Genomic DNA, 24,561 nt, shown 5'->3' on the forward strand with positions numbered 1-24,561 from the left:
TCGCGGGACGGCGTCGACGATGCCGGCGCGGCTGTGCATCTTGCAGTGCTGACTCAGCCATCGGGAGACGGTGGCGGCGTCCGCGGTAGGCCGGTACACCGCTATCTCCCCCAGCGGAGTGCGGACCGGTACCCACCGGCCACGTAGACCGCCACAAACTTTCCCCCGGCATCGCTGACCGTTACTCAGCCTGGCGATACAGCGCAAGGCGACCGCACCGCCCGGCGCGTAGAAGATCAGACCGTCCAGATATACGAGCTCGGGCCCCACGACCTCACCGTAGCGACAGACTCCGACGCCCATCGCAGATCGCCGCACCGCTATCCGGATACCGACGGCCCCTATCCGCCCTCCGCAGTGCGCTGGTCTAGGTATACCTAGGCCACCTCTGCGCCCCGTCTGAACCACGGTGACCAGCGAAGATACGCAAGTGCTCCCGATGTGACAGCTCTCCCGCCGAACGAGGATCAATACATCGACGGCGACAAGGAGAAGGGCCATGTTGATGCACGCGGATCTGATGCTGGTTCTGGCGAACGAGCGGCACCGTGAACTGATCGCCGAGGCCGACCGGCGCCGCGTCCTCACCAGCGCCCGCGAGGCCCGCCGGGCCAGGAAAGTCCCGGCGGTGCGCGGGCAGCCCACCGGTAGCCTGGCACCGTGCGAACCCTCCGTGGCGGTGCCAGCCCGGTGATGATCGGGCGGGAGAGCGAGCTGCGCCGGTTGGCGCGGCTCGCTTCCGCGCGTGAGCCGGCCGTCGCGCTGATCGCCGGCGAGCCCGGCATCGGCAAGACCCGCCTCGTGCACGAGCTGCTCGCCACCGTGCCGGCCGGCACCGTGGTGCTGGTCGGCCAGGCCGAACCGGGCTCGCTGTCCCGCCCCTACGAGGTGCTGCTGGACGCCATCGACGGCCGGCCCGAGGTCGACGAGGAGCAGTTGGCCGCCCTGGCCGACGCGCGGCGCAGCCCGGTCGAACGCCTGCACACCGGCCTGGCCATCCTGTCCGACCTGATCGGCGACTCCCGGGCCGTCGTCGTCTTCGAGGACCTGCACTGGGCCGACTCGGAGAGCGCGGCGCTGTTCGAGCGGATCGCCGACCAGCACGGGCAGCGGCTGCTCATCGGCACGTACCGGCCGGACGAGGTGAGCCGCCGGCAACCGGTCGCCGGTCTGCTGGCCCGGATGGAACGCCGGCACGTGGTCACCCACGTACGCCTCGATCGCCTCACCCCCGCACAGACCGCGGCGCTGCTGGCCGCGGCCACCGGCGCGCCGGTGGCGCTGCGCGCCGCGACGGCGCTGCACCACCGCACCGGCGGAAATCCCTTCTTCCTGGAGGAATTGCTGCGCGCCCTTCCCGGGTACGACGTGGAGGCGCTCGTCGAGCAGCCGCTCCCGTGGAGCCTCGCCGACGTGCTGCGCCGCCAGGTCGACGACCTCGAACCGGTCAGCCACCGCATCGTCGAGGCGGCCACCGTGCTCGGCCACCGCATCCCGTTCGACCTGCTCGCCGACGTGACCGGGGCCGGCGAGGACGAGTTGATCGCCGTGCTGCGCGACCTGGTCACCCGGGGCGTGCTGGTCGAGTCGGGCGAGGACGAGTTCGCGTTCCGGCACGCCCTGGTCCGCGAGGCGATCAACGACCAGATGCTCGGCCGCCAACGCCGTCGCCTGCACGAGGCGGCGCTAGACGTGCTGCTGCGTGCGGGAGCTTCGGACCCGGCGATGGTGGCGCACCACGCGCGTGGCGCCGGGCGGTACGACGACATGGTCGCCGCCGCCCGCAGCGGCGCCGCACTCTACCTGTCGATCGGCTCCGCCTACCAGGCCCTCCAACTGGCCGAGATCGGCCTCGACGAGGTCCCCGACGACACCGAGCTGCTCGCCGCCGCCGCCCGGTCGGCCTGGCTGGCCGGCCTGCTCGACGACGCCCTGCGCTACGCCCGGCGCTGGCGGGACCTCGCCGGCACCGCAGCCGACCGGGCCGAGGCGCTCTACCTGCTGGTCCGTCTGGCCTGGGAGACCCGGGTCACCGACGAGATGCGCGCCGCGACGCAGGACATCGAGACGCTGATCGCGCAGCTCCCGCCGGGTGCCGGGCAGGCGCGGGCGATGACCGCGATCGCCCAGTCGGCCTACCTGCGCGACGACCTCGACGCCGCGCTGCTCTGGGCCGACCGCGCGCTGGCCATGGCGACCGAGTTCGACCTGCCGGACGTCCGGATGACCGCGCTGCTGGAGAAGGGCGCGACGCTCGCCGAACGCTCGCAGACCGCCGCCGAGGGCCGGGAGATCCTGTCCGCCCTGGTCGACGAGACCGAGAAGGCCGGCGAGTGGGTCCTCGCCGCCCGGGCCCTCAACATCCTGATGTCGGAACCGCCCACCGCACCGGCCGAGTACGCCGAGATCCTGGAGCGGATGCGGGTCGACGCCGAGCGGGCCGGTTTCGAGTCGCTCGCGGTGGCCACCTGGTTCCAGGGCCGGGCCCGGCTGGCGGTGCGGGCCGGTGACCTGCGCGCCGCGATCGACGCGCTGGAGGAGGGCCGCACGCTGGACCGCGGCTATCAACGCCGGGGCCGCTGGGCCGACTACCACGGCGTGTTCCTGGCCGGTCTCTACCTGGAGGCCGGCGAGCTGGACCGGGTCGAGCAGCTCATCGCCGACCTGGCTGCGCTGCCCAGCAACCCGCCGCCCGTCATCCCCAGTCTCACGTTCCACCTCGCCTGCCGCCGCGGCGATCTCCCGCGCGCCGAGGCGGCCATGGACGAGTTCGTCGAGGCCCTGGCCGACCAGCCCTGGCGCAGCGGCGAACAGGCCCACGACCTGGTCTCCGCCGCCCTGGAGATCGGCCTGCCGGCCGACCGGCTGGACCGGTTCGCCACCACGCTGCTCGACGCCGACGTCTGGGACGCCTACCGGACGCTCGTCGATGCCCAGCTCGCGGAGGCGCACGGCCGGCCGGCCGAGGCGCTGGCCGGTTACACGTCCATCGCCGAGGCCCACATCCTGTCCCCGTCGGTCCGCGGCACCGTGCGGGTGGGCGCCGCCCGTTGCCTGCTCGCCGCCGACCGGCGCGCGGAGGCCACCGCCGAGGCCGAGGTGGCCGCGTCCCGACTGGCGCAGTGGGGCGGCTGGCGGGTCACTCAGCTCGCCCAGGTCCGCGCCCAGCTGGGGATGGCGCCGGCCGGAGCGGCCGACGCGGTCATCGGCCCGGCCGCGCTGACCCCGCGCGAGCGCGAGGTGGCGGTCCTGATCAGCGACGGCCTGACCAACACCGAGCTGGCCCGCCGCCTCTACATCTCCCCGAAGACCGCCGCCGTGCACGTCTCCAACATCCTGCGAAAACTGGGCGTCTCCTCCCGCACCGAGGTCGCCCGCTTCGTCGGCGGTGTATCTTAACCGGTTAAGAGATCGATACATCTCGATCTGCTTTCTCCGGGAGGGATACCTATGCGGCACGCGCGCTCCTCGTACCGGCCGGTGCTCGCGGCCACCGTCGCCCTTGCCGTCGCCGGCGGCGGCGTACTGACCACCGCCCTCGCCGCGCACGCCGCGGCCGGCTGCCGCGCCGTTTATCAGGTGACGAGCCAGTGGCCGGGCGGCTTCGGCGCGACCGTCGACGTGACCAACCTCGGCGATCCCCTCACCGGCTGGCGGCTGACCTGGTCGTTCGGCGCCGGGCAGACGGTCGGGCAGCTGTGGAACGGCGTGATCACCCAGACCGGATCGCAGGTCACCGTGACCAACGCCGGCTGGAACGGGGGTCTCGGCAGCGGTGGCACGGCCTCGGTCGGCTTCACCGGCGCGTGGACCGGCGCCAATCCCGCACCGAGCGACTTCGCGCTCAACGGCGTTCCGTGCACCGGCAACACCCCCAGCACGCCGCCGGCCGGCGCCCTCGACCAGGTCGGCACGGTCGGGCGGGTCCGGGCGGCCGGCAACGCGGTGCAGTACACCTGGCCGGGCACGTACTTCGAGGGACGGTTCCGGGGCACCGGCGTCGGACTGGTCCTCAACGACGCCAACAACGACTACGTCGTCCAGGTCGACGGCGTCACCGTCGCCACCCTGGTGACGCCGGGCCAGCAGACGTACTGGGTGCGCAACCTGGCCGCCGGCGACCACACCGTACGGCTGGCCAAGCGCACCGAAAGCCCGTACGCCGCCGGAGAGTTCGGCGGTCTCGTCGCCGACACCGGCGGCGCGATCCTGGCCAAGGCCACCCCGCGGGCCCGGCAGATGGAGTTCATCGGCGACTCGTGGACCGCCGGCTACGGCGACATGTCCACCACCCGCGACTGCACCGGCAACGGCGGCGTCACCCGCAACTCCAATGCGGACGTCACCTTCGGCGCGCTGACCGCCCAGGGCCTGAACGCGGACTACCAGATCAACGCGTGGTCGGGCCTGGGCATGGTGCGCAACTACAACGGCGGCGGCACCGACAACTTCCGCACCTACTACGACACCGACCTGCAGGCCGTCTACAACAGCCAGACCTGGCCGGTGCCGAGCACCTGGCGCCCGCAGGTGGTGGTGATCGGGCTCGGCATCAACGACTTCTCCACGGCGCTCAACGCCGGCGAGAGGTGGACGACCATCGACCAGCTGGCCGCCGACTACCGCACCGCCTACGCGGCGTTCCTCGACAAGCTGCGCGCCCGTTACGGCAGCGACACGTTCATCGTCCTGACCTACCCCGACCTGTCCTACCAGACCACCGCGTTCGCCGACTCGGTGCAGCAGCTCGTCGCGGCCCGCACCAGCGCCGGCGACACCCGGGTGTCCGCCCTCTACTACGACAACAACGCCCTCGGCCTGGACCTCCTCGGCTGCGACTGGCACCCGTCCCAGCACGACCACCGAATCCTCGCCGACACTCTGACCCAGCACCTGGCCGGCCTGCCCCTGACCTGGTAACCCTCGCACCGCCGGCCCACGGGATACCGCCGACATCGGTGCAGTGTCCGGCTCTGCCTCCTACGCTCGGACGCGGAAAGCTCGCCGTGCCGTCACGTCTCCCCCGCGGTCGGCACAAAACATCCGAGGGTTCGTTCCGGTCAAGCCAGGCCTCGGGGCGCAGTGGGCCGGCCCCCGCAGCGCCCGCGCATCACAGTCGTGTCGATATGAGTCGATTGAGCTGTTGATCTGAGTCGATGGCTTTGCCAGGCTGGCCGGGTGAAGACAGACCTCAGACGTACGCTCCTCGCCGGTGTCTCGGTGTTCGCCGTCGGGCTGGTCCCGGCCGCCGCGGGCACCGGGCCGGCGACGGCGGCACCGGCTGCATCCCACCGGGTCAACCCCGCTCCGGACAACTACGACGCTCGGCACGACCCGGCCACCGCCGGCACCCGGGCAACCCTGTTGGCGGCCAAGCCGTCGGCGGCGGTCAGCGGCATGCGCGCCGCGCTCGGCCAGCAGGGCATCGTCGACATCGACTCGCTGACCGGCACGCCCCGGCAGGTGGCCCGCCTCGACGGCTTCCTCACCGGGCCGTCGCGGAAACCGGCCGAGCGGATCGCCCGCGACTACCTGAAGGCGCACGCCGACCTGTTCGGGGTGGACCCGGCGACGCTGAAGCTCGGCCGCGACTACCGGGACATCGAGGGCACCCACCACCTGAGCTTCCTGCAGCAGGTCGGTGATGTGCCGGTGTTCGGCAACGGCATCCGGGCCGACGTGGCCAAGGACGGCTCGCTCATCCAGGTGACCGGTTCGCCGGTGCGGCAGGTGCCCGCCGATCTGGGTGCGGCCAAACTGACCGGCGGCCAGGCGCTGGACACCGCCCGCAAGGACGTCCAGGAGACCGGGTCGACCGCCCGCGACAGTGCGAAGCTGGTCGCCATGCCGACGGCGGGCGGGCTGCGCCTGGGCTACCAGACGCTCACCATGCAGACCGGCTACCTGCACGTCGTGGACGCCGCGACCGGCCGCATCCTCTACCGGCAGAGCCTCGTCGACCACGAGGCCGGCCCGGACGCGCTGGTGTGGGACAACTACCCGGGCGCACCGGCCGGCGGCAAGCAGCGGCGGGTCTCGCTCGGTAGGTGGCTCAGCCCTGCCGCGACGACGCTGCGCGGCAACTCGACGCACGTGTTCTCCGACCTGAACGACAACGACGCCGCCGACCCGGGCGAGGAGGTCGGGCCCAGTTCGCCGGGTCGCTTCGTCTACCCGCTGAAGCAGTTCACCGGTCCGATGTGCTCGGCGCAGTTCCAGTGCACGTGGGACCCGGCGGTGGCGTACTCGTGGCAGGACAACCGGGCGATGGCCGCCACCCAGCTGCTGTACTTCAACTCGGTGTTCCACGACCACCTGCTGGCCGCGCCGATCGGTTTCACCCGCGCGGCCGGCAACTTCGAGGCCCGCGACGGCGACCAGGTCGAGGCCAACGACCTGGACGGTGCGAACACCGACAACGGTTTCCCGGACGCCAACCACGTCGACAACGCCAACATGGCGACCCCGCCGGACGGCACCCCGCCGACCATGCAGATGTACCTGCAGCCGGCCGCGAACACGACGCCGGACGAGGACCCGTGGGTGCCGTCCGACACCGGCAACGAGGCCTCCTCGGTCTACCACGAGTACACCCACGGCCTGTCCAACCGCCTGGTCGTCGACGCCTCCGGCGTCTCCACCCTGAACGGTCCGCAGTCCGGCGCGATGGGTGAGGCCTGGAGCGACTGGTACGCCTACGACTACCTGCAGAAGGAGGGCCTGGAGAAGGACACGAGGGCCCCCGGCGAGCTGGTGGTCTTCGAATACTCCACGGGCGGGGCGAACACCATCCGCACCGCGCCGCTGGACTGCGCGGTCGGCGCCCCGGCCGCGGTTTGCCCGGGCACGGCGACCGCGGGTTCCGGCGGGTACACGTACGGCGACTTCGGCAAGATCTCCCGGCGCGGCGCCGAGGTGCACGCGGACGGCGAGATCTGGGCGCAGACCCTGTGGGACCTGCGCACCAAGCTCGGTTACCGGCTGTCCGAGTCGCTGGTGACCCGGGCCATGGAGCTCTCCCCCGCCGATCCGTCCTACCTGGACATGCGCAACGCGATCCTGATCGCCGACCGTGTGGTGGCCGGCGGCCGGCACCAGAAGGACATCTGGAAGGTGTTCGCGAAGCGCGGCATGGGCTTCTTCGCCGCCACGGTGGACGGTTCGGACACCGCGCCGATCGAGGACTTCTCGACGCCGCCGGCGCCCGGCTCGGCCCGGGGCTCGATCGCCGGCACGGTCACCGACCAGGGCTCCGGGCAGCCGGCCGCCGGGGTGGCGGTGACGTTCGGCGGGCACAGCTCCGGTTTCGCTGGTTCCTACGCCGCCGTGACCGACGCGAAGGGCCACTACGAGATCAAGAACATCTTCCTGGGTACGTATCCGAAGGTCGCGGCCAGCGGTGCCGGTTACGAACGACAGGTCAAGACGGTCACCGTGACCGCGAAGCCGAGCACGGTGGACTGGACGGTCCGGCGGGACTGGGCCGCGTCGCAGGGCGGGGCGCAGCTCGTCGACTTCAACGGCGACGACTACAGCGACTTCGGCTGCGGTCCGAACCAGGCGATCGACATGTCCCAGGGCACCGGCTGGAGCACCGACGCGGCCGGGCCCCGGTTCATCACGGTCCAGCTGCCGGGGGCGATCGACGTGTCGTCGATCGAGGTCAACCCGACCGGCAACTGTGGTGACGACCCGAGCGCGTCGACCGGCGACTACCGGGTGGAGACCTCGCCCGACGGCACCGCCTGGACGGTGGCGGCGAGCGGGCACTTCGGGCCGGCCGACCGGGACCGGGCCAACGCGGTGCCGCTGACCGCCGGAACGACCGGTGTGCGATTCGTGCGGTACACGATGCTCGGCACCCAGGTGGCCGACGAGGGCGGTTCCTGCCCCGGCGATTACAGCGGCTGCTCGTACGTCGACACCGTCGAGGTGGGGGTGTACGGCGCGAGCGCCTGAGCCCGTGCAAACAATGTGCAAACCCGCGCTGTGACGCTTCCCGCACAACCGTAAGCACGAACACGGGGAGCTGAAGCAGATGCGTAAGGCATTCCAAGTATTGATCGCGGTGGCGGTCAGCGGCATCATCGTCGCGGCCGGTGCTCAGCCCGCGTCGGCCGCCCTGGCCGACGCGGGCACCATCGAGAAGCAGGTTGCCAGCGTGCTCGACCGCACGCCCGGCGCCAAGCGGATCGACCGGCTCACCATCGAGATGAAGCCGGGCGTGTTCGTCACGCTCGAGGACCCGGCAGCGGTCCGCAAGGTCGGGGCCAAGGCGGCCGCGGCCGGCGGCATCGCCGACTGCGCCTTCTACTACCTGTGCATGTGGGAGCACTCCGACTTCGTCGGCGCGAAAATCCACTTCACCCGGTGCGGCCTCGGCGTGGAGAACCTCGGGAACATGGCGTTCCCGCGCGGCGGGACGTGGAGCGACAAGGTCTCGTCGATCATGAACAACCAGTCCAGCGGGACCTGGTCCGGGTTCTACGACTGGTATGTCGGCGGCGGCTGGGACGACCTGAAATTCCTCAAGGCGTTCGGCTACTGGCGGGATCTGAGCAAGGACAAGGCCGACGACGGCTCCAAGATGAACGACCGCATCGACGGCGTGCAGGTGTGTTGACCATGAAGAAGGTCCTCACCGCCATGATCGCCACCCTCGGGTTGCTGCTGGTCGGCGCCGCGCCCGCGCACGCGGCCCCGGTGCCGCCGGACCCGAACCTCTTCTACACCTACATCAGCGTGCTCGCGCCGAACGGAGTGTCCAAGAAGGTCCTCGACATCAAGGACCGGTCACCGGACGAACGCGGGATCGCGCAGCTCTGGAACCTGATCCCGAACGACAGCAGCACCAACACGAACAATCCCAGCACTACCAACTGGAACCAGCGGTGGACCATCAAGCAGACCACCCAGGGTTCCGGCATCTACTACATCATCAACAAGTACACGAGCATGTGCCTGGACAAGTCGCAGGACACCCCGAACGCCAACGGCAACAAGGTCTACCAGGCCACCTGTCACTGGCGGGCCAACCAGCAGTGGAAGGTCGAACACGTCACCGCTACCGACGACGATCCGAACTGGTGGTGGACCAAACTGGTGAACCAGGACGGCGGGCGGTGCCTGGACGTGCCGGGCGCCGACTTCACCGCCGGGAAGCAGCTGGTGGTCTGGGACTGCAACGGCAACCGCAACCAGCGGTGGAACATCTTCTGACCCAACCGGGGAACCGGCCCGGGCACATGCCCGGGCCGGTTCGTCATGCTCCGCCGCAACGCGCGCATCCGGCCACCGGGACGTCCCGGCCCGGCCGGAGAATGCGGGCGTTCAGCTCGACCAGCTCGGCGGCCGGGCGGGCGCCGAGTTGCTCGGCGATCGCGGCGCGGGCCCGGGCGTAGGCGTGCAGCGCGGCCGACGGCCGGCCGGTCTCGGCGAGCGCCGTCATCAGGACCGCGATCAGGGGTTCGGCGGTCGGGTGCTCGGCGACCAGCGGATCCAGGAGGTCGACGACCTCGGCCGCCCGGCCCAGCCGCAGCAGAACCCGGCCGTACCGGGCGAACACCTCTAGGCGCTCCCGGCCGATCACCTCCCGCACCCCGGCCGCCCAGCCGCCCGGCACCCCCGCGAGGGCCGCCGACTGCCAGTCGCCCAGGACCTCGCCGTAGAGATCGGCCGCGCCCGCCGCCGGCAGGCTCGCGGCGTGACGTGCTTTACGCCGTACGGCATGAAGGTCGATCTTTTCCGGACCGCAGTCGATGAGATAGCCGGCCGGGGTGTGCCGCACCACCCCGGCGTCGGCCCGTTCCAGGACCCGGCGGAGACGGGTCACATACGGCGCTACGGCCGAGGCCGAACGCGGCGGCGACCCCTCCCAGACCCGGTCGACCAGCGTCTCCACCGGCACCGGCCGGCCCGGAGTCAGCAGCAGGGACACGAGAACACACGCCTGTTTCCCGCCGCCGGGGTCGATCTCGCCCGGCCCGGCCAGCAGGCGCGGCGGCCCCAGCAGCCGCCACCGCCGCTCCGATTCGATGACCATCGGCTCTCCCCCGCTTCTTCGCCGACGACGAAACATCTTCATAGTCAGGGCGGCCGCCCGGGACGACGAGGACGCCCACCGGCAACCGACCGGCAATTGACCGGCGACCGGTGTGGCAGGGTTTCCGGGACGGTCGTTGTCACCAGCGGAGGCTGCCTTGAGCTCGGAAACCAGCACGGATCTGTCGGTCGCCGTCGCAGACGGGGTGGCCCTGCTGGAGATGCGCCGGCCGCCGGCCAACCACGTCGACGAGGCGCTGCTGGGCCGGATCGTCGACGCCGCGCGAGACCTGGACGACGACCCTGCCTGCCGGGTGATCGTCCTGGCGTCGCAGGGCAAGCACTTCTGCGGGGGCGCCGACCTCGGCAACGGCGAGTTCGTCCGCGACCGGGCGGCCGCGGCGGAGGGCCTCTACCGGTACGCGGCCCAGCTGTTCGACCTGCGGACGCCGATGGTCGCCGCGGTGCAGGGCAGTGCCGTGGGCGGCGGGCTCGGACTGGCGTGCGCGGCCGACTTCCGGGTCGCCGAGGAGTCGACCCGGTTCGTGGCCAACTTCGCGCGCCTCGGCTTCCACCAGGGCTTCGGGCTCAGCGTCACGCTGCCCGAGCTGGTGGGCCGGCCGGCCGCGACCGACATGCTGCTGACCGCGCGGCGGGTCGGCGGCGAGGAGGCCGCCCGCATCGGCCTGGCCGACCGGCTCGCCGCACCCGGCCGCCTCCGGGAGACCGCCATGGAGTTGGCCCGGCAGATCGCCGCGTCCGCACCCCTGGCCGTCCGCTCGATCCGGCAGACGCTGCGCGGCGACCTGGCCGCCCGCGTCCGCCGGGCCCTCGACCACGAACTGGCCGAGCAGCGCGTGCTGTGGGCGACGAAGGACAGCGCCGAGGGCATCGAGGCGAGCCTCCAGCGCCGTCCCCCGGTGTTCCGCGGCGAGTAGGGCCGTCACAAACTCCGGCGCTGATCGCGTCCGCGGCAGCGTGCTCTGGGCGAACCTCGCGCTCCTGTTCGGCCTGCGGCACCAGGCCGAGGCTCTCTAGCGACAAGCCGCGTTGGTAATACGATTGGCGCGTGATCGAAGACCTGCATGACCTCGACGCCGTGGCCAGCCTCGCCGATCCGGTGCGGCGCCGGGCCTATCGGGTGGTCGCCGACGAGGCCGGGCCGGTCGGGCGGGACGAGGTCGCCGAGGCGCTCGGCGTCGGCCGCACGCTAGCCGCGTTCCACCTGGACAAGCTCGTGGCGGCCGGGCTGCTCGAGGTGTCGTACGCCCGGCGGTCGGGAAAGACCGGCCCCGGCGCCGGGCGTCCCGCCAAGCTCTACCGGGTCGCCGCGGCGGAGCACGCGGTGAGCGTGCCGCCGCGCGCCTACCTGGACGCCGCCGAACTGCTCGCCGAGGCGCTGGAGCAGGCCGGCGCCGAGCAGACGCTCTACCGGGTGGCGGAGCGGCACGGCCGCCGCCGCCCGAAGACGGAGGTCACGGCGGCGCTGACCGAGCAGGGTTACGCGCCCGTCGCGGCCGGGCCGGACCGGATCGAGCTGCGCAACTGCCCGTTCCACCGGCTGGCCGAGCAGTTCCCGCCGCTGATCTGCGGCATGAACCTGGCGATGATCACCGGCCTGCTGGACGACGGGTGGATCGCCCGGATGGACCCGGCCCCCGGCCGCTGCTGCGTGACGCTCTCTAAAAAGTAATCTGATTGACATTAGAATCGGGAGCTGGTGAGCTGAGACCATGAGCAGCTTCCACCTGGCCCAGATGAACACCGCCCGCCTCCGAGCCCCGCTGGAAGACCCCTCGATGACCGAGTTCGCCGAGGGCGTCGCGCTGATGAACGACCTGGCCGACCGCTCACCCGGCTTCGTCTGGCGCCTGATCGGCGACAGCGGCGACGGCACGATCGCCGCCCCCAGCGACCCGAGCCGCATCTACACACTCTCGGTCTGGGAAACCCCGGAACACCTCCGGGCGTACGCCTACCAGTCCCAGCACCTCGAATACCTGCGCCGCCGCCGAGACTGGTTCATCCCGAACGGCCACCAGGCCGCCCTGGTCCTGTGGTGGCTACCGGCCGGCCAGATCCCCACCCTCCGCCAGGGCATCTCCCGCCTCGGCCGGCTCCAGGCCGCCGGCCCCAACCCGGACGCCTTCACCTTCCGCGAGCTGTTCCCGGCGCCGTCGCCGGTTGCCGGGTGATGTTCGCGGGTTGATGATGATGGTCTTCAATGCCCTACGAAGGGTTGGGAGGCCGGGGTGTCACTGCTCACCGCGCTCGACCGCAAGCACACCATCGCGCCGGAGGGTTACAGCCGCTGGCTGATTCCGCCCGCCGCGCTCGCTGTTCATCTGTGCATCGGCCAGGCCTATGCGACCAGCGTCTACAAGAACTCGTTCATCAAGCACTTCGAGGCCAGCCAGACCTCGATCGGCATCATCTTCAGCATCGCGATCGTCATGCTCGGGCTGTCCGCCGCCGTGGCCGGCACCTGGGTCGAGGCGAACGGGCCGCGCAAGGCGATGTTCGTCTCCGCCTGTTTCTGGGCGTCCGGCTTTCTGGTCGGCGCGCTCGGCATCGGCACGAAACAGTTGTGGCTGGTCTACCTCGGTTACGGCGTGATCGGTGGCATCGGGCTCGGCATCGGCTACATCTCGCCGGTCTCCACGCTCATCAAATGGTTCCCGGACCGGCCCGGTCTGGCGACCGGGCTGGCCATCATGGGATTCGGCGGCGGCGCGCTCATCGCGAGCCCGGCCTCGAGACAACTGCTTTCCGCGTACGACGCGAATTACGACCCGAACGTGGCCACGTCGGTCGCCGGCGGCCGTGCGCTGGTGTTGCTGTTCCTCACCCTCGGCATCGTGTACTTCCTCATCATGATGTTCGGTGTCGCCAACATCCGGGTGCCCGCCCCCGGATGGCGGCCGGCCGGCTGGGAGCCGTCCTCGGTAGCCGCGAAACCACTGGTCACGACGGCCAGCGTGTCGGCGGCGAGCGCCATCCGTACGCGTAGCTTCTGGCTGTTGTGGGTTGTTCTGTTCTGCAACGTGACCGCCGGCATCGGCATCCTCGAGCAGGCCAGCCCGATGATTCAGGACTTCTTCCGGGTCGACGGCGTCTCCAGCGTCAGCGTCGCGGCGGCGGGCGGCTTCGTCGGGGTGCTGTCGCTGTTCAACATGGCCGGCCGGTTCGCCTGGTCGTCCACCTCCGACCACGTCGGCCGGCGCCCGATCTACATGCTCTACCTGGGCGTCGGCATGCTCATGTACCTGCTGCTGGCCACCGTCGGGGACGCGGCGACCGCGCTGTTCGTGGTGCTGGCCGGCATCATCCTGTCGTTCTACGGCGGCGGTTTCGCGACCGTCCCGGCCTACCTGCGCGACCTGTTCGGCACCTACCAGGTGGGCGCGATCCACGGCCGCCTGCTGACCGCCTGGTCGGCGGCGGGCATCGCCGGCCCGCTGATCATCAACGGCTTCCTGGACGCCCAGGGCAAGCCGGGCAGCCTGACCTCGGCCGCTTACCAGCCGGCCCTGTTCACGATGGTCGGCGTGCTGGCCATCGGCTTCGTCGCCAACCTGCTGATCCGCCCGGTCCCGGCGCGCTTCCACGAGCCGGCCGGAACCGTCACCGCCCTGGAGAAGGAGGCAGCGTGAACACCCAGTCGATCCGCCTGCTGGTCGCGTGGCTGCTGGTCGCCGTCCTGCTCGGCTACGGCATCATCCAGACCGTGATCACCGCGGCCAAGCTCTTCGAGTGATCAGCGCGGCTGCCCGCGCTACCTCCCGGCGCACGGTCGTCGGTGAGCAGGCGACGGCGCTGCCTGGGAAAGCCGGCGGGAGGCCCGGCCGGACGGTGCCGGCCGGGCCTCGCGGTCAGGACCGGCCGCAGGCCGCCCCGTTGAGGGTGATCAGCTCCGGCGCCGGGTTCGGGCCGCCCGGCGTGGTGGCGTTGAAGCCGAAGTACACCGTTGCTCCGGGCTGGATGCGCTGGTTGGTGGTGGTGTTCCGGGCCGTCACCGTGGCGCCGGACTGCGTCGCCTCGGCCGACCAGGCCTCGCGCAGGCGCTGGCCGCCGAGGAAGGCGAAGCGCACCGTCCAGCCGTCGATGGCCTTGGTGCCGGTGTTGGTGACGGTCAGCTGCGCGGTGAACCCGGACTTGTCCGCCCAGTCCCCGTAGTTGGTGTACGTGGCCCGGCAGGACACCGCCGGAGCCGGCTCACCGTTGCCCTGGTCGGCCAGGAACGACGCCACCCAGGCCAGGGCGGAGTTCCAGTTGATGGCGACCTCGTTGGTCGCGTACGACTCGATGTCGTCGACGTAGCAGAACATCGGCTTGCAGCCGGTGAGCAGGTCCTTCGCGTACGGGTCGTCCAGCCCGGCGTTCGCGCCGCCGGCGAGCGATCCGGCCGGCGGGTGCGGCAGCGCGGCGTCCTTCTCGTGGGCGTAGATCCGGGTGTGCTGGTTCTGCGACGCCTTCTCGCCCCAGCCGGTGACGTACGACTGGTTCAGCGCGTTGCGGCCGAAGATGTAGTCGACGCCCTGCACCGCTCCGTCGCGGTATTTCGCCGCGCCGGTCAGGTCGAACGCGGTCGCCAGCACCTGGACGTTGTTGAGGATGTTGCTGTTGCCACCCCAGAAGTAGCTGCCCGCGTTGCCGGGCATCGGCAGGCCGTACGCCTGGGCGTTGAGGGTCGCCAGGTAGCTGTCCGCGGCGGTGACCACCGATTCGCGGATCCGCTGCCGGTCGGCGGCCGGCAGTCCGCTCGGCACCGTGGCCAGGTCGAGCCGGCCCAGCGCCGCGGTGCTGCCCCAGCCGAAGCCGGTGGCGGCGAAGACGTCGCCGGTGTGGTGCCCGGACGCGGTCACGTCGGTCAGGAACGCCGCCTCGCCGGTGGTCAGGTACAGCTCGGCGGCGGCCCAGTAGAACTCGTCGGAGACGTCGTCGTCGCCGTACCCGCCACCGCCGCCGCCCAGGTCCTGCGCGACCTTCGACGGGTTGGCCTTGGCCGCGGCGTACGCGGTGCGGGCCGCGGTGAGGCACTTGGCCGAGAACGCCGCGTCGTACGGGGCGAACAGCCGCGCGCACTGGGCCGCCGTGGCCGCCAGGTTCAGCGTGGCCGCCGTCGACGGCGGCTGCAGCTCGCGCTGCTCGGGGTCGTCCTGGGGCTGCATCGGGATGCCGGTCCAGTTGGCGTCGTGCATCTTGTGGTGGGCCATCCCGGCGAACTGCTGTCCGGCCGGCACCTGCATGCGCAGCAGGAACTCGAGCTCCCAGCGGGCCTCGTCGAGGATGTCGGGAACCTTGTTGCCCCGCTCGGGCACCCGGAGCGTGCTGTCCGCCAGCCCGGCGCCGTGCGCGGCGGTGACGGCGGTCTTGGTGCGTTCGAAACTGCTCATCAGCTGCTGTACGGCGATACCGCCGTTGACCACGTACTTGCCCTGGTCGCCGGCGTCGTACCAGCCGCCGCGCACGTCCAACCGGTAGTCGCAGGAGTTGGCCCGGCACGGCACGTCGGTGTCGCCCTTGTTCGGGGCAACGCCCAGGTGACCGGCCGGCCGGGCGTACTGCTCGCCGACCAGGTCGCCGTCGATCGCGATGCCACTGCGCTGGATGTAGAAGAACTGCAGGGCGTCCGACCGCAGCTGCTGGTAGACGGCGCCGGAGATGTCGAACGGGTAGCTGGTCTCCCCGTCGGCGACGAGGGTGTAACCGGTGCCCGCGGTGACGTAGGCGGAGAAGTCGATGGTGTGAACGTTCTGGCCCGAGGCGGCGTCCACCCCGTGCGGTGCGCTCCGCCCCGACTTGACCACGTCACCGGCGGCGTTCTTGAGCTGCCAGTCCAGTGCTTCGGTGGCCTCGGTGACCAGGGTCGCGTTCTTCGGTCCGGCCGGCAGGTAACCGACCTGGTTGACCCGGACCCGCGGGCCGGTTTCCGGCACGTACGGCGGCTTCGGCTCGCCGCCGATCAACGACACGTTGTCCAGGCACAGCCGGTACTCCGCCGCGGCGCCACCGACCTGGAAGGCGACCTGGCCCGCGGTGGTGCTCTCCGGAGCGGTGAACGTGTACTCCAGGTGCTGCCGGGTGGGAGTCAGCGCCACATCGCGGCTCAGGTACGACGTGTACGGCTCGGCACCGAGCTGGACGGCGGCCCGCACGCCGGCGCCCGGGGTGGCCGTGGCGTCGAACGACAGCGTGTACGACGATCCGGCGGTCAGCGCGACATTGTTCTGCCCGATGCCGGCGTCCCACGGATTGGCCAGCCCCGACGGCACGGTGGCGCACAGCTGCCCGTCGTCGACCCCGGTCGCCGTGGTGCCGTAGGTGTACCAGCCCGAGGTGCCGTCGCCGAAGTCGCCGTTCTCCAGCTGCTCGGTGCCGGTCGGCGGCGCAGCGACGTCACTGGTCAGCGAGACGTCGTCGAGGCAGAAGCGGAACGCCTCGGCAGCTCCGCCGAGCTGGAACGTCAGCGTGCCGTTGGCCGAGTCCAGGTTGCCGGTGAACGCGTACTCGAAGGTCTGCGCCTCGGTTGTCAGCGCCACCGCACGGGACAGCGCCGTGGTGTAAGGCGCCTCGTTGAGCTGCACATTCGCGCGGACGGTCACCGGCGCGCTGGCGTACGCGCGGAAGCTCAGCGCGTAGGCGGCGCCGTTCGCCAGCGGGATCTCGTTGTGGCCGAGGCTGACGTCCCACGCGTTGGTGGTGCCGCCCGGAACCTCGGCGCAGAGCTGCCCGCCGGTGGCGGAGATGGGCGCGTTGTCGGTGGACCACCAGCCCGTCGTCCCCGTCGTGAAGTCGCCGTTGGGAATGTGCTGGGTCGGTTCGGCCGACGCTGGTTGAACGGTCAAGGACGTCAGCGCCAGCGTGGCCGCCGCGGCGGCCGCGGTCAGCACGGTGACCCGTCTACGCAGGTGAGGAGGCACGGAGGTTCCTTCCAATACTTCACGGCACGGCGTTTGTGAGGGGATGGGAGCGCTCCCATACGCGTTCATTGTTACCAAGGGGTTAAGGCGAGTCAATCGATCCACTTGGATGACCGGGTCTCCGGAGGAGGGCGGCCGGCCCTACCGGTGCCGCGCTCGGGTGATCTTCGGTCCGGAGTGGCGCGTTCTGAATCGGACAGCTCAACCTATCGCCGGAAAAGCCGCCCCCTTCTTGATCTGCACGATGAGCGCCCGAACGGCCTCTCGTCCGCCGTTGGCATCCAGCCACCGCTGGACACGGCAAGCGGCCTTGGAATACACCTGCTGGTCGGTGCGGGCGGCAACGCGCCAAGCGGACAGCGTTTCAGGCAGGGGCCCGTCGAACGGGATTCGGCAATGCTCGCCCAGGTATCGCGGGTCGCCGGAGACGACAACAGCAAGCCCCTCGTCGAACCACTGCGGAACGTCTCCGTCGAGCCGCTGATGAAGCTCTACATGCGCCATTTCATGCGAAGCGATCACCGCGTCCAATCCGCGCGGGGACAATATGACGGCGCGGTCGAGAATGGCGACGCCCTTCTCACCGCCGCCCCCGATACGGTCGTAGCATTCGTCGGTAAAACAGGCGATGAGACGTGGTTCGGACTCGCGGCCGCCGTAGAACACCTCGACCCGTCGGCGCGCGTCGGCCGCCAGTCCGAGGAGCTGTTCTTTCTGCGCTGCGGTCAGGCCCCGTTCGCTGTAGACGTGGTCGCCGACGCGCGTCAATCCGTAGCAGCCGGGGCAGTTCACCGCTACGACCGACGGATAGGCCAGGGCGAGCCCACCGACCGCCACAAGGACCGCGACGATGCCGACGAGTATCCAACGAAGTCGATTTCGCATTCGGCGATCGTAAAGGAATCTTTCGCTGTCGTGGATGCAGCATGCGCCTCCGACTAAAGGATGACATCCCGACGCACGATGTGCTCACGAGTCCGGTGCGCAACCGTTGCGAGCATGATTGAGGTCCACCATTTGACGAAACGCTACGGCGCGGCCGTGGCTGTGGACGAATTGTCTTTTCAGGTGCGACCCGGCCAGGTGACGGGCTTTCTCGGCCCGAACGGGGCGGGCAAGTCGACGACGATGCGCGTGATCATGGGGCTTTGCCGGCCGACCTCCGGCTACGGGCTGATCGACGGGCGCCCGTACCCGGAGCTGGAGCGTCCGCTGCGCCAGGTCGGTGCGTTTCTGGAAGCGAAGGCCGTGCACCCCGGCCGGAGCGTCTATCACCACCTGGCCGGGCTCGCGAAGAGCAACCGGATCCCCGAATCCCGGGTGAATGAGACTCTCGCACTCGTCGGGCTGCAGACCGTGGCGCGTAAGCGAGCCGCGGGCCTGTCCCTCGGGATGGCGCAGCGACTCGGTCTCGCCGCCGCGCTGCTGGGCAACCCGCCCGTGCTGTTGCTGGACGAGCCGGTCAACGGCCTCGACCCCGAGGGCATCCTCTGGATCCGCGGCCTGATCCGGCGGCTCGCCGACGAGGGCCGCACGATCCTGGTCTCCAGCCACCTGATGAGTGAGATGGCGCTGACCGCATCACATCTCATCGTGATCGGACGCGGCCGCCTGCTGGCCGACACGACCATCGACGATTTCATTGCCCGGAACTCGCGGTCGTTCGTGCGCATCCGCACGCCTGAGCAGGAGCGTGTGCGGGACGTGCTCACGGCGGCGGGGGTCGAGGCTAGGCGCGGGCCGGACGGGGCCATCGAGGTGGTCGGCGCTTCGCTGGAGCAGGTCGGCGAGCTGATCGGCCGGCACCATGTGACGGTGCACGAGGTCAGCATGCGGTCCGCCTCGCTGGAGGAGGCGTTCATGCAGCTGACGGCGGACTCCGTGGAGTACCGCGATGATGCCGGGCCGGCGTTTCCGGCCGGAAGGATGGGTTGAGATGTCCGCGCTGTCGTCGGCCGTCTCGTTCGAGATGACCAAGGCGCGCACGGTCAGGTCGACGGTGTGGAGCCTGATCTTCTGCTTCCTCGTCAGCGTCGCGATCGCGCTGCTCTTCGGCTGGGTGCTACGCGGCGCGTACGACGACATGAGTCCCGAGGGCAAGGCGGGCTTCGATCCCGTCGCGTCCGGCTACAACGGGCTGCGGCTGGGCATGATCGCGCTGGTCGTCTTCGGAGTCGTGCTGGTCGGCAGCGAGTTCTCCACCGGTACGATCCGCTCCTCGTTGGCCGCCGTGCCCGACCGCGGCCGGTTCTACGCCGCGAAGATCATCACTGGTACCACGATCGCGCTGGCCGTCTCGGTGATCACCACGTTCGCGACCTTCTTCGCCGCGCAGACCGCCATCGGGAGCGCGCGGAACGCATCGATCACCGACCAGGGCGCGCTGCAGGCCACCATGGGCGCGATCATCTACATGACGTTGCTGTGCACCTTCTCCATGGGCGTGGCGGCCGTATTGCGTAGTCCCGCTCTTTCGCTGGGCATCCTGGTGCCGCTCTTCTTCATGGTCTCCGAGATTCTGAACAACCTGCCCGGCGTACAGAAGGTCGCGCAGTTCCTGCCGGATGCGGCGGGCCAGATCATGATGCGCGGCGATCCGCCGGAGAGCACCGTCCTGAACGGCTGGACCGGCGTGGGCCTGCTGACGCTGTGGACCGCCGCCGCTCTGTTCGCCGGCTATGCCGGCCTGCGGCGGTGGGACGGGTGACCGGGCCGGCGGCGGCGACCGCCGAGCCGACGCTCGGCCGATAGGGTCTCCGTATGGAGCAGCCGACTCCTCGATTTCTGGTCGACCGCCACATCGGTTTCAGGGAGTTGGTGGTCCTCGACTGCTTGATCGCGGCCGGTTACGTTGCGCTCGCCTTGCTGCTGCAACACGCCACCCCCGGCGATGCCGGACTCACCGGGACGGTGGCCGACGCACTGGTGGTCGCCGCCGGCCTCCCGCTTGCCGTACGGCGGCTGTGGCCGCTGCCGGTCCTCGGCGTCATCGTCGTCGTCTCGGTGGTGGCGCTGGTCTCCGGCGTGATCACGGATCCGTTCGCGGCACCCGCGCTCGCCCTCTATCCGGTGGCGCTGGCCCGGCCGGGTCAGCGGTGGATACCCGTCGCAGCCGCCGGCGCACTGGGCATCTCCGCCGCGCTCGCCACTGCGCCGACCGTGGCGTACGCCTCCTGGTGGCTGGCCGGCCCGGGCTTGATCCTGGTCGGCTGGGCACTGATCGCCGCGTCGTGGACGCTCGGCAGCGCCACCCAGCAGCGCCGGGTCTACGCCGCACGTGAGGCGGCCCGGATGGCCGAGCACGCGGTCACCTCCGAGCGGCTGCGTATCGCCCGTGAGCTGCACGACGTGGTGGCGCACAGCATCGGTGTCATCGCGGTCAAGGCCGCCGTCACCCATCATCTGCTCAGCGACCCGTCCGACGAGGTGCGCGAGGCGTTGCAGCTGATCGAGGAGAGCAGCCGGAGCGCGCTGACCGAGATGCGGCACATGCTCGGCGTGCTGCGCTCCGACTGCGACTCCGGCCCCGTTCTCGCGCCGGCCCCCGGTCCGGACGGGCTCAGCGCGCTGGTCGAGCGCTGCGCCGCGGCCGGCGTGACCGTGCGGTTGCACGCCGAAGGCCTGGACCGGTTGCCGCATGCCCTGGGGCTGACGGTCCACCGCATCACGCAGGAGGCACTGACCAACGCGGTCAAGCACGCCGCACCGACCCGGTGTGACGTCACGATCGGCGTCGATGATCGACGGATCACCATCGAAATCGTCGACGAGGGCCCACCGGAGCTCACCCGCGCTCCACCGACCGCGCCTGGTCACGGCCTGATCGGCATGCGCGAACGCTGCGCGATCTACGGTGGGCGATTCACCGCCGGTCCTCGGCCTGGCGGCGGCTATCGAGTCCAGGCCACAATCCCGTGGCAAAAGACCCAAGACACCGATGGAGTACGGCGATGAGCGCACCCGTCCGCGTCCTGATCGCCGACGACCAGGCCCTGCTGCGCAGCACCTTCCGGCTGCTCATCGACCGGGAACCGGGTCTCGAGGTCGTCGCGGAGGCCGAGACCGGCGACCGCGCCGTGGAGCTTGCCCGCAGCACAGAGCCGGACGTGGTGCTGATGGACATCCGCATGCCCGGCATGGACGGCATCGAGGCGACCCGCCGATTGTGCGAGCCAGGCGGAGCGGCCGGGAGCCGGGTGATCATCCTGACGATGTTCGACCTGGACTCGTACGTCTACGCCGCACTGCGGGCCGGGGCAAGCGGATTCCTCCTCAAGGACACGCCACCTGGGGACCTGCTCAACGCCATCCGGATAGTGGCGGCCGGGGAGGCACTGCTGGCCCCGTCGGTGACCCGCCGCCTGATTTCCGAGTTCGCCCGCGCGGCGGAGCCCGGCCCGACTGCGGGTCCGCTGGAGCGCATCACCGACCGGGAACGCGAAACTCTCCTGCTCATCTGCCGAGGCTTGTCCAACTCCCAGATCCGCGACCATCTGAGGATCACCATGCCGACCGTGAAGAGCCACGTGAGCAGCCTGCTGACCAAACTGAACGCCCGCGACCGCACCCAGCTGGTGATCATCGCCTACGAGTCCGGACTCGTATCCCCGCGCAGGTGAGCATGGGAAATCTCGTGCCGCAGGAAGTCGAGAGGGTCCGCGGCAGGCCCAGCCCGCATGACAAGCCGGGTGGTCACGACCTGCGCGGAGGGCACTGACTTCGCCGCGGCAATCCGCAAATCCACTGGCGCCTTCGCCACCCCGTCCGTCAAGGTGGGTCGTGATCACCATCCAGCGGACACGCGTGCGCTGGAGCGCGGCAGCCCGCGGCGCACCAGACGCGAACTCCCGCCGTGGACTGTGCCGCCCGACGACGCTTCCACTGTCACCGGACGGTGCGGACGTGCTCATCCACGACATACTCGTCGAGGAAGCTGCCGGGTACACGGCCCGTGACGAGGTAACGACCGGTGGCCTCGAGCGAGCACGCGACCTTGACCTTTGGTTGTCCGTGGAAACCTCGACGGTGCTGGTTGACCGGCTACCAGGCAGTGCCGCCTACCCCCGCCTGAGCGGACCAGCCCGTCTCTTCAAGCTCCTGCCGGGGCAGACGGGCCGCTACCGGGCGAACTTCCGCTTCACCGTTACGACCTGCGCCTGCAACTCGAGCTGGTTCTACGAGGACTGGCTGATACTCATCGCCAACGGCGACGTCAGCCCCGACGGGTTCACCGCTCGCGCACCCGACCACAGCATCGACCACCGCGTCCATCTCTACGGCGGAGCAAGCCGGCCACACCGGCGATAACCACCCCGGCGTGCTCCCGACTGGTCATGCCCAGGCAGAACGTGATCTGCGACGGTGTGGCGCACGAAAATCATCGCGCGGCCAGCGGGCGAGTTCGATGGCATTGGTATTCCGAGCACAGCACAAGTCCAGCGACACCTGTCGAAGGCGGTTATCAAATCGTGTTCGATACGGCGTTCATGCTGTCAGCCGGGGCGAACAGGCGATGGCATTCGCTGCCGGGACGGCGATGTTGACAGGTGTTCTGGAGTCAGGCCGATTTAATCCTCGCACATGGCGCATGGAGGCTGGCTTGCCGGACGCGCCGCCAGTGGCGCCTTGGCGCCAACTGTTCACTGGCCAGATCCATCGACAGGCCTGGCTTGCGGAACGATGCCTACGCCCGCGCCCGGACAGCGGCAGATGAGCGCGCCGAAAGCGCCCATCGCCTGAATGTCGCCTCTCCACTATCTTCGGTGTAGTGACGTTGGTCGAGTGCGCACTCTGGGGGCTCTTCGGAGGATTCGCCGTCGAAGGGCTCGAACTCAGTGCGGTGATTCGTCGCACCGGGCGGTTCCCGTGGAAGCGGCGCGGCGGCCCTGGCCTTGCGCCTTTTCTCGTCTCGGTGATCATCCGGTTCGGAGTTGGGGCAGGTCTCGCGGCGGCGGTCGGGAGCACCGGATCGACCAGCCCACTCAGTGCCTTGGCGGTGGGCGTGGCTGCGCCACTCATCATCGAGAAGCTCGCCCAGCAGATACCGGTCGAGCCAGCACCGGCGATAGAAACGCGCTCGGCGGCCACCAAGGCCTCAGGTAATCAACCGCGTGCCCGTCCCGGAGCCATCGATGCGAGCTGACACTTTTGCCGGGCGCGTCCTGTTAGCCCTCCGGCGTGATCCCCCGGAAGAGCGGATGGCGGGTAATCCACCTTCCAGCTTCTTCGGACGCGTGGTGTTGGCGCTGAGAGGGGCGGACGTAATTGCCGAGCCGACCAAGCCCAGCCAGGACACTGAGCGGAGCGACGAGGCGGACGGCGATGCCTCTGCTCCCCCGACGGCACGACACCAGCACGGTTCCGAACCGATGCGGACATCCCTGGCCACGCGGACGACGTCGGCCTCGTTCGGCGGTCAGCAGCACACCCCGCGATACGTCCTTCGTACCGCAGCGGAGGCCGATACTGCCCTGCGACGCCTCGTACGTGAGGGATGGCTTGTCCGGGATGGATTCTCGCTTCCTGACCCAGCCTGGGACATCTCCGGTTCGAGGCTCGTGCTACACGGTCGGGTGGCCGACGCTGACGGACTCCAGCTCGCGGTCTTGGCAGCTGCTCGCGGCTCTGGAATCGTTGCCGTTGTTGACGAAACGTCACCACTTCGCCAGCCCCTGCTCGATGACCTCCGGCGACTCGGAGCTGTCCATGAAGACCCCGAGCCGCCGGCGGACACAGCCGGCTCCCTCGACATGCTGATGCCCGAGCAGCAGGCGCTGCTGCAGCGCTTGGCGGCTGGTGACACCATCGCTGCCGCGGCTGCCGCCGAATTCCTCTCCCTACGCACCGCCAATCGGAAGATCGCCGAGGCGAGAGCCCTGTTCGGCGTCCGAACCACCAGGGAGGCCGTACTGGCCTACCTCCGCGGGCGAGATCAATCCAAGCCGCGCAGTAGAGATACAACTGAGTGACGATCAAAATCCCGACGACGGCGTGACGAGGCCGAAGCTAGCTCGGCTCCGCCTTCAACTAGCGGGATTCGGTGCGGAATGGTTCGCCCTTCATGCCTAGCGGTCCAGGCCTCAAGCCATGCCGCAACATGTCGAACGCATCGTCTGTGCCTGAGCGCAGACCGAAGCGCAGGGTAACCACCGAGTAACCCCTTCGGGCTAGTGGCACGCACGGTCGGCGGCATGACAGTGCGTCGCCGGGCCACCATCAAATCCGGGACACGACATATGGTGGCGGCATGCCGAAGCCTGAACTCGATGAGAGACAGCGCACGGAAGCTGCGCGGGTCACCGCCATGATGGATCGCCTCGCTGCTGAAGGATTGGCTGGCGACCACCTTGAAGCACTGCCGGATCTACGCAAGATGAGCAACGACCGGGTAGTACTGGGTGATGTGCTCGGGGACGTTCTTTACCGAGTGATCGTCGGAGCACAGGCCGAGACGATCTCCTCCTGGCCGACACTGGAACTCCTGCGAGCCGCAGGAGCCGACGAAGAGCGCGCTGCGGCGAAGGCTGCCTGGCTGCGCAGCCAGGCAGTGGACTCACAGAGCACGGCGAAATAGCGCACGGATCGCGGCAGATCCGGG

General features: G+C 70.0%; 22 protein-coding genes. 19 read left to right on the top strand and 3 right to left on the bottom strand.

The features are described 5' to 3' along the window. Positions 1-499: 499 nt before the first annotated feature. The 6 genes from Ato02nite_RS10965 (at position 500) to Ato02nite_RS10990 (ending at position 9,219) form a co-directional block, all read left to right on the top strand. Entirely contained in the window at positions 500-694 is a 195-nt protein-coding gene (locus tag Ato02nite_RS10965; protein ID WP_213006335.1) for a hypothetical protein, read from the top strand. Then, positions 661-3,399 (top strand): ATP-binding protein, encoded by a 2,739-nt coding sequence (locus tag Ato02nite_RS10970; protein WP_246606444.1) that lies wholly within the window; start codon positions 661-663, stop codon positions 3,397-3,399. The genes Ato02nite_RS10965 and Ato02nite_RS10970 overlap by 34 nt, the downstream gene beginning before the upstream one ends. Positions 3,400-3,450: 51 nt before the next feature. After that, positions 3,451-4,920, top strand: coding sequence for a cellulose binding domain-containing protein (locus Ato02nite_RS10975; RefSeq protein WP_213006336.1), 1,470 nt, complete (start codon positions 3,451-3,453; stop codon positions 4,918-4,920). Positions 4,921-5,178: 258 nt separating this feature from the next. Next, complete coding sequence (locus Ato02nite_RS10980) at positions 5,179-7,959, top strand: M36 family metallopeptidase (RefSeq protein WP_213006337.1); 2,781 nt, start codon at positions 5,179-5,181, stop codon at positions 7,957-7,959. A 79-nt stretch (positions 7,960-8,038) separates the two neighbouring features. Further along, complete coding sequence (locus tag Ato02nite_RS10985; protein WP_213006338.1) at positions 8,039-8,623, top strand: peptidase inhibitor family I36 protein; 585 nt, start codon at positions 8,039-8,041, stop codon at positions 8,621-8,623. Positions 8,624-8,625: 2 nt separating this feature from the next. Further along, entirely contained in the window at positions 8,626-9,219 is a 594-nt protein-coding gene (locus tag Ato02nite_RS10990) for an RICIN domain-containing protein (protein ID WP_213006339.1), read from the top strand. Positions 9,220-9,262: 43 nt separating this feature from the next. Here the strand turns inward: Ato02nite_RS10990 and Ato02nite_RS10995 are convergent, their stop codons facing one another. After that, positions 9,263-10,042, bottom strand: coding sequence for an AfsR/SARP family transcriptional regulator (locus tag Ato02nite_RS10995; RefSeq protein ID WP_213006340.1), 780 nt, complete (start codon positions 10,040-10,042; stop codon positions 9,263-9,265). A 157-nt stretch (positions 10,043-10,199) separates the two neighbouring features. Here Ato02nite_RS10995 and Ato02nite_RS11000 point away from each other — a divergent pair, with 157 nt between their 5' ends. The 5 genes from Ato02nite_RS11000 (at position 10,200) to Ato02nite_RS53230 (ending at position 13,798) form a co-directional block, all read left to right on the top strand. Beyond that, complete coding sequence (locus Ato02nite_RS11000; RefSeq protein ID WP_213006341.1) at positions 10,200-10,979, top strand: enoyl-CoA hydratase/isomerase family protein; 780 nt, start codon at positions 10,200-10,202, stop codon at positions 10,977-10,979. 131 nt (positions 10,980-11,110) lie between these two features. Further along, positions 11,111-11,734, top strand: a complete 624-nt coding sequence (locus tag Ato02nite_RS11005; RefSeq protein ID WP_246606453.1) for a helix-turn-helix transcriptional regulator — start codon at positions 11,111-11,113, stop codon at positions 11,732-11,734. Positions 11,735-11,774: 40 nt separating this feature from the next. Beyond that, positions 11,775-12,236, top strand: a complete 462-nt coding sequence (locus Ato02nite_RS11010) for a DUF3291 domain-containing protein (protein WP_213006342.1) — start codon at positions 11,775-11,777, stop codon at positions 12,234-12,236. A gap of 63 nt (positions 12,237-12,299) precedes the next feature. After that, complete coding sequence (locus Ato02nite_RS11015) at positions 12,300-13,694, top strand: OFA family MFS transporter (protein ID WP_213006360.1); 1,395 nt, start codon at positions 12,300-12,302, stop codon at positions 13,692-13,694. Then, the gene (locus Ato02nite_RS53230) at positions 13,691-13,798 is read left to right on the top strand and encodes an MFS transporter small subunit (protein ID WP_438873030.1); all 108 of its coding nucleotides are present in this window, start codon (positions 13,691-13,693) and stop codon (positions 13,796-13,798) included. Before Ato02nite_RS11015 ends, Ato02nite_RS53230 begins: the two co-directional genes overlap by 4 nt. Before the next feature lie 115 nt (positions 13,799-13,913). On the opposite strand, the gene Ato02nite_RS11020 is transcribed toward Ato02nite_RS53230, so the two are convergent. Both Ato02nite_RS11020 and Ato02nite_RS11025 read right to left on the bottom strand, forming a co-directional pair. Beyond that, on the bottom strand, positions 13,914-16,964 hold the full coding sequence (locus Ato02nite_RS11020; protein WP_213006343.1) for a glycoside hydrolase family 9 protein: 3,051 nt from the start codon (positions 16,962-16,964) through the stop codon (positions 13,914-13,916). 201 nt (positions 16,965-17,165) lie between these two features. Next, positions 17,166-17,849 (bottom strand): hypothetical protein, encoded by a 684-nt coding sequence (locus Ato02nite_RS11025; RefSeq protein WP_213006344.1) that lies wholly within the window; start codon positions 17,847-17,849, stop codon positions 17,166-17,168. A gap of 114 nt (positions 17,850-17,963) precedes the next feature. Between Ato02nite_RS11025 and Ato02nite_RS11030 the strand changes: the two genes are divergently transcribed. The 8 genes from Ato02nite_RS11030 to Ato02nite_RS11065 all read left to right on the top strand — a co-directional run bounded on the left by Ato02nite_RS11030 (position 17,964) and on the right by Ato02nite_RS11065 (position 24,537). Then, positions 17,964-18,899 (top strand): ATP-binding cassette domain-containing protein, encoded by a 936-nt coding sequence (locus tag Ato02nite_RS11030; protein ID WP_213006345.1) that lies wholly within the window; start codon positions 17,964-17,966, stop codon positions 18,897-18,899. A gap of 1 nt (position 18,900) precedes the next feature. Further along, positions 18,901-19,671 (top strand): DUF2705 family protein, encoded by a 771-nt coding sequence (locus tag Ato02nite_RS11035; RefSeq protein WP_213006346.1) that lies wholly within the window; start codon positions 18,901-18,903, stop codon positions 19,669-19,671. Positions 19,672-19,724: 53 nt separating this feature from the next. Further along, on the top strand, positions 19,725-20,918 hold the full coding sequence (locus tag Ato02nite_RS11040) for a sensor histidine kinase (protein ID WP_213006347.1): 1,194 nt from the start codon (positions 19,725-19,727) through the stop codon (positions 20,916-20,918). After that, a complete protein-coding gene (locus Ato02nite_RS11045) occupies positions 20,915-21,583 on the top strand; it encodes a response regulator (RefSeq protein WP_213006348.1) in 669 nt (222 codons plus the stop codon). Before Ato02nite_RS11040 ends, Ato02nite_RS11045 begins: the two co-directional genes overlap by 4 nt. 160 nt (positions 21,584-21,743) lie before the next feature. After that, on the top strand, positions 21,744-22,271 hold the full coding sequence (locus Ato02nite_RS11050; RefSeq protein ID WP_246606470.1) for a hypothetical protein: 528 nt from the start codon (positions 21,744-21,746) through the stop codon (positions 22,269-22,271). Positions 22,272-22,731: 460 nt separating this feature from the next. Next, positions 22,732-23,106, top strand: a complete 375-nt coding sequence (locus Ato02nite_RS11055) for a hypothetical protein (RefSeq protein WP_213006349.1) — start codon at positions 22,732-22,734, stop codon at positions 23,104-23,106. Next, positions 23,096-23,932, top strand: coding sequence for a hypothetical protein (locus tag Ato02nite_RS11060; protein ID WP_246606492.1), 837 nt, complete (start codon positions 23,096-23,098; stop codon positions 23,930-23,932). The genes Ato02nite_RS11055 and Ato02nite_RS11060 overlap by 11 nt, the downstream gene beginning before the upstream one ends. Positions 23,933-24,210: 278 nt before the next feature. Next, positions 24,211-24,537 carry a hypothetical protein gene (locus Ato02nite_RS11065; protein WP_213006350.1) on the top strand — a complete coding sequence of 109 codons (327 nt, stop codon included), beginning with the start codon at positions 24,211-24,213 and terminating at the stop codon, positions 24,535-24,537. Positions 24,538-24,561 lie beyond the last annotated feature (24 nt).

Origin of the sequence: Paractinoplanes toevensis (assembly GCF_018332695.1) — a bacterium.
Lineage (GTDB): Bacteria > Actinomycetota > Actinomycetes > Mycobacteriales > Micromonosporaceae > Actinoplanes > Actinoplanes toevensis.

What these genes read in the sequence shown, in the direction of transcription:
- Ato02nite_RS11040 (WP_213006347.1), top strand. Translation starts at nt 19,725, where the DNA reads ATGGAGCAGCCGACTCCTCGATTTCTGGTCGACCGCCACATCGGTTTC.
- Ato02nite_RS11025 (WP_213006344.1), bottom strand. Translation starts at nt 17,849, where the DNA reads ATGCGAAATCGACTTCGTTGGATACTCGTCGGCATCGTCGCGGTCCTT.
- Ato02nite_RS10995 (WP_213006340.1), bottom strand. Translation starts at nt 10,042, where the DNA reads ATGGTCATCGAATCGGAGCGGCGGTGGCGGCTGCTGGGGCCGCCGCGC.
- Ato02nite_RS11045 (WP_213006348.1), top strand. Translation starts at nt 20,915, where the DNA reads ATGAGCGCACCCGTCCGCGTCCTGATCGCCGACGACCAGGCCCTGCTG.
- Ato02nite_RS10990 (WP_213006339.1), top strand. Translation starts at nt 8,626, where the DNA reads ATGAAGAAGGTCCTCACCGCCATGATCGCCACCCTCGGGTTGCTGCTG.
- Ato02nite_RS11035 (WP_213006346.1), top strand. Translation starts at nt 18,901, where the DNA reads ATGTCCGCGCTGTCGTCGGCCGTCTCGTTCGAGATGACCAAGGCGCGC.
- Ato02nite_RS11065 (WP_213006350.1), top strand. Translation starts at nt 24,211, where the DNA reads ATGCCGAAGCCTGAACTCGATGAGAGACAGCGCACGGAAGCTGCGCGG.
- Ato02nite_RS11010 (WP_213006342.1), top strand. Translation starts at nt 11,775, where the DNA reads ATGAGCAGCTTCCACCTGGCCCAGATGAACACCGCCCGCCTCCGAGCC.
- Ato02nite_RS11030 (WP_213006345.1), top strand. Translation starts at nt 17,964, where the DNA reads ATGATTGAGGTCCACCATTTGACGAAACGCTACGGCGCGGCCGTGGCT.
- Ato02nite_RS11060 (WP_246606492.1), top strand. Translation starts at nt 23,096, where the DNA reads ATGCGAGCTGACACTTTTGCCGGGCGCGTCCTGTTAGCCCTCCGGCGT.
- Ato02nite_RS10965 (WP_213006335.1), top strand. Translation starts at nt 500, where the DNA reads ATGTTGATGCACGCGGATCTGATGCTGGTTCTGGCGAACGAGCGGCAC.
- Ato02nite_RS10975 (WP_213006336.1), top strand. Translation starts at nt 3,451, where the DNA reads ATGCGGCACGCGCGCTCCTCGTACCGGCCGGTGCTCGCGGCCACCGTC.
- Ato02nite_RS10985 (WP_213006338.1), top strand. Translation starts at nt 8,039, where the DNA reads ATGCGTAAGGCATTCCAAGTATTGATCGCGGTGGCGGTCAGCGGCATC.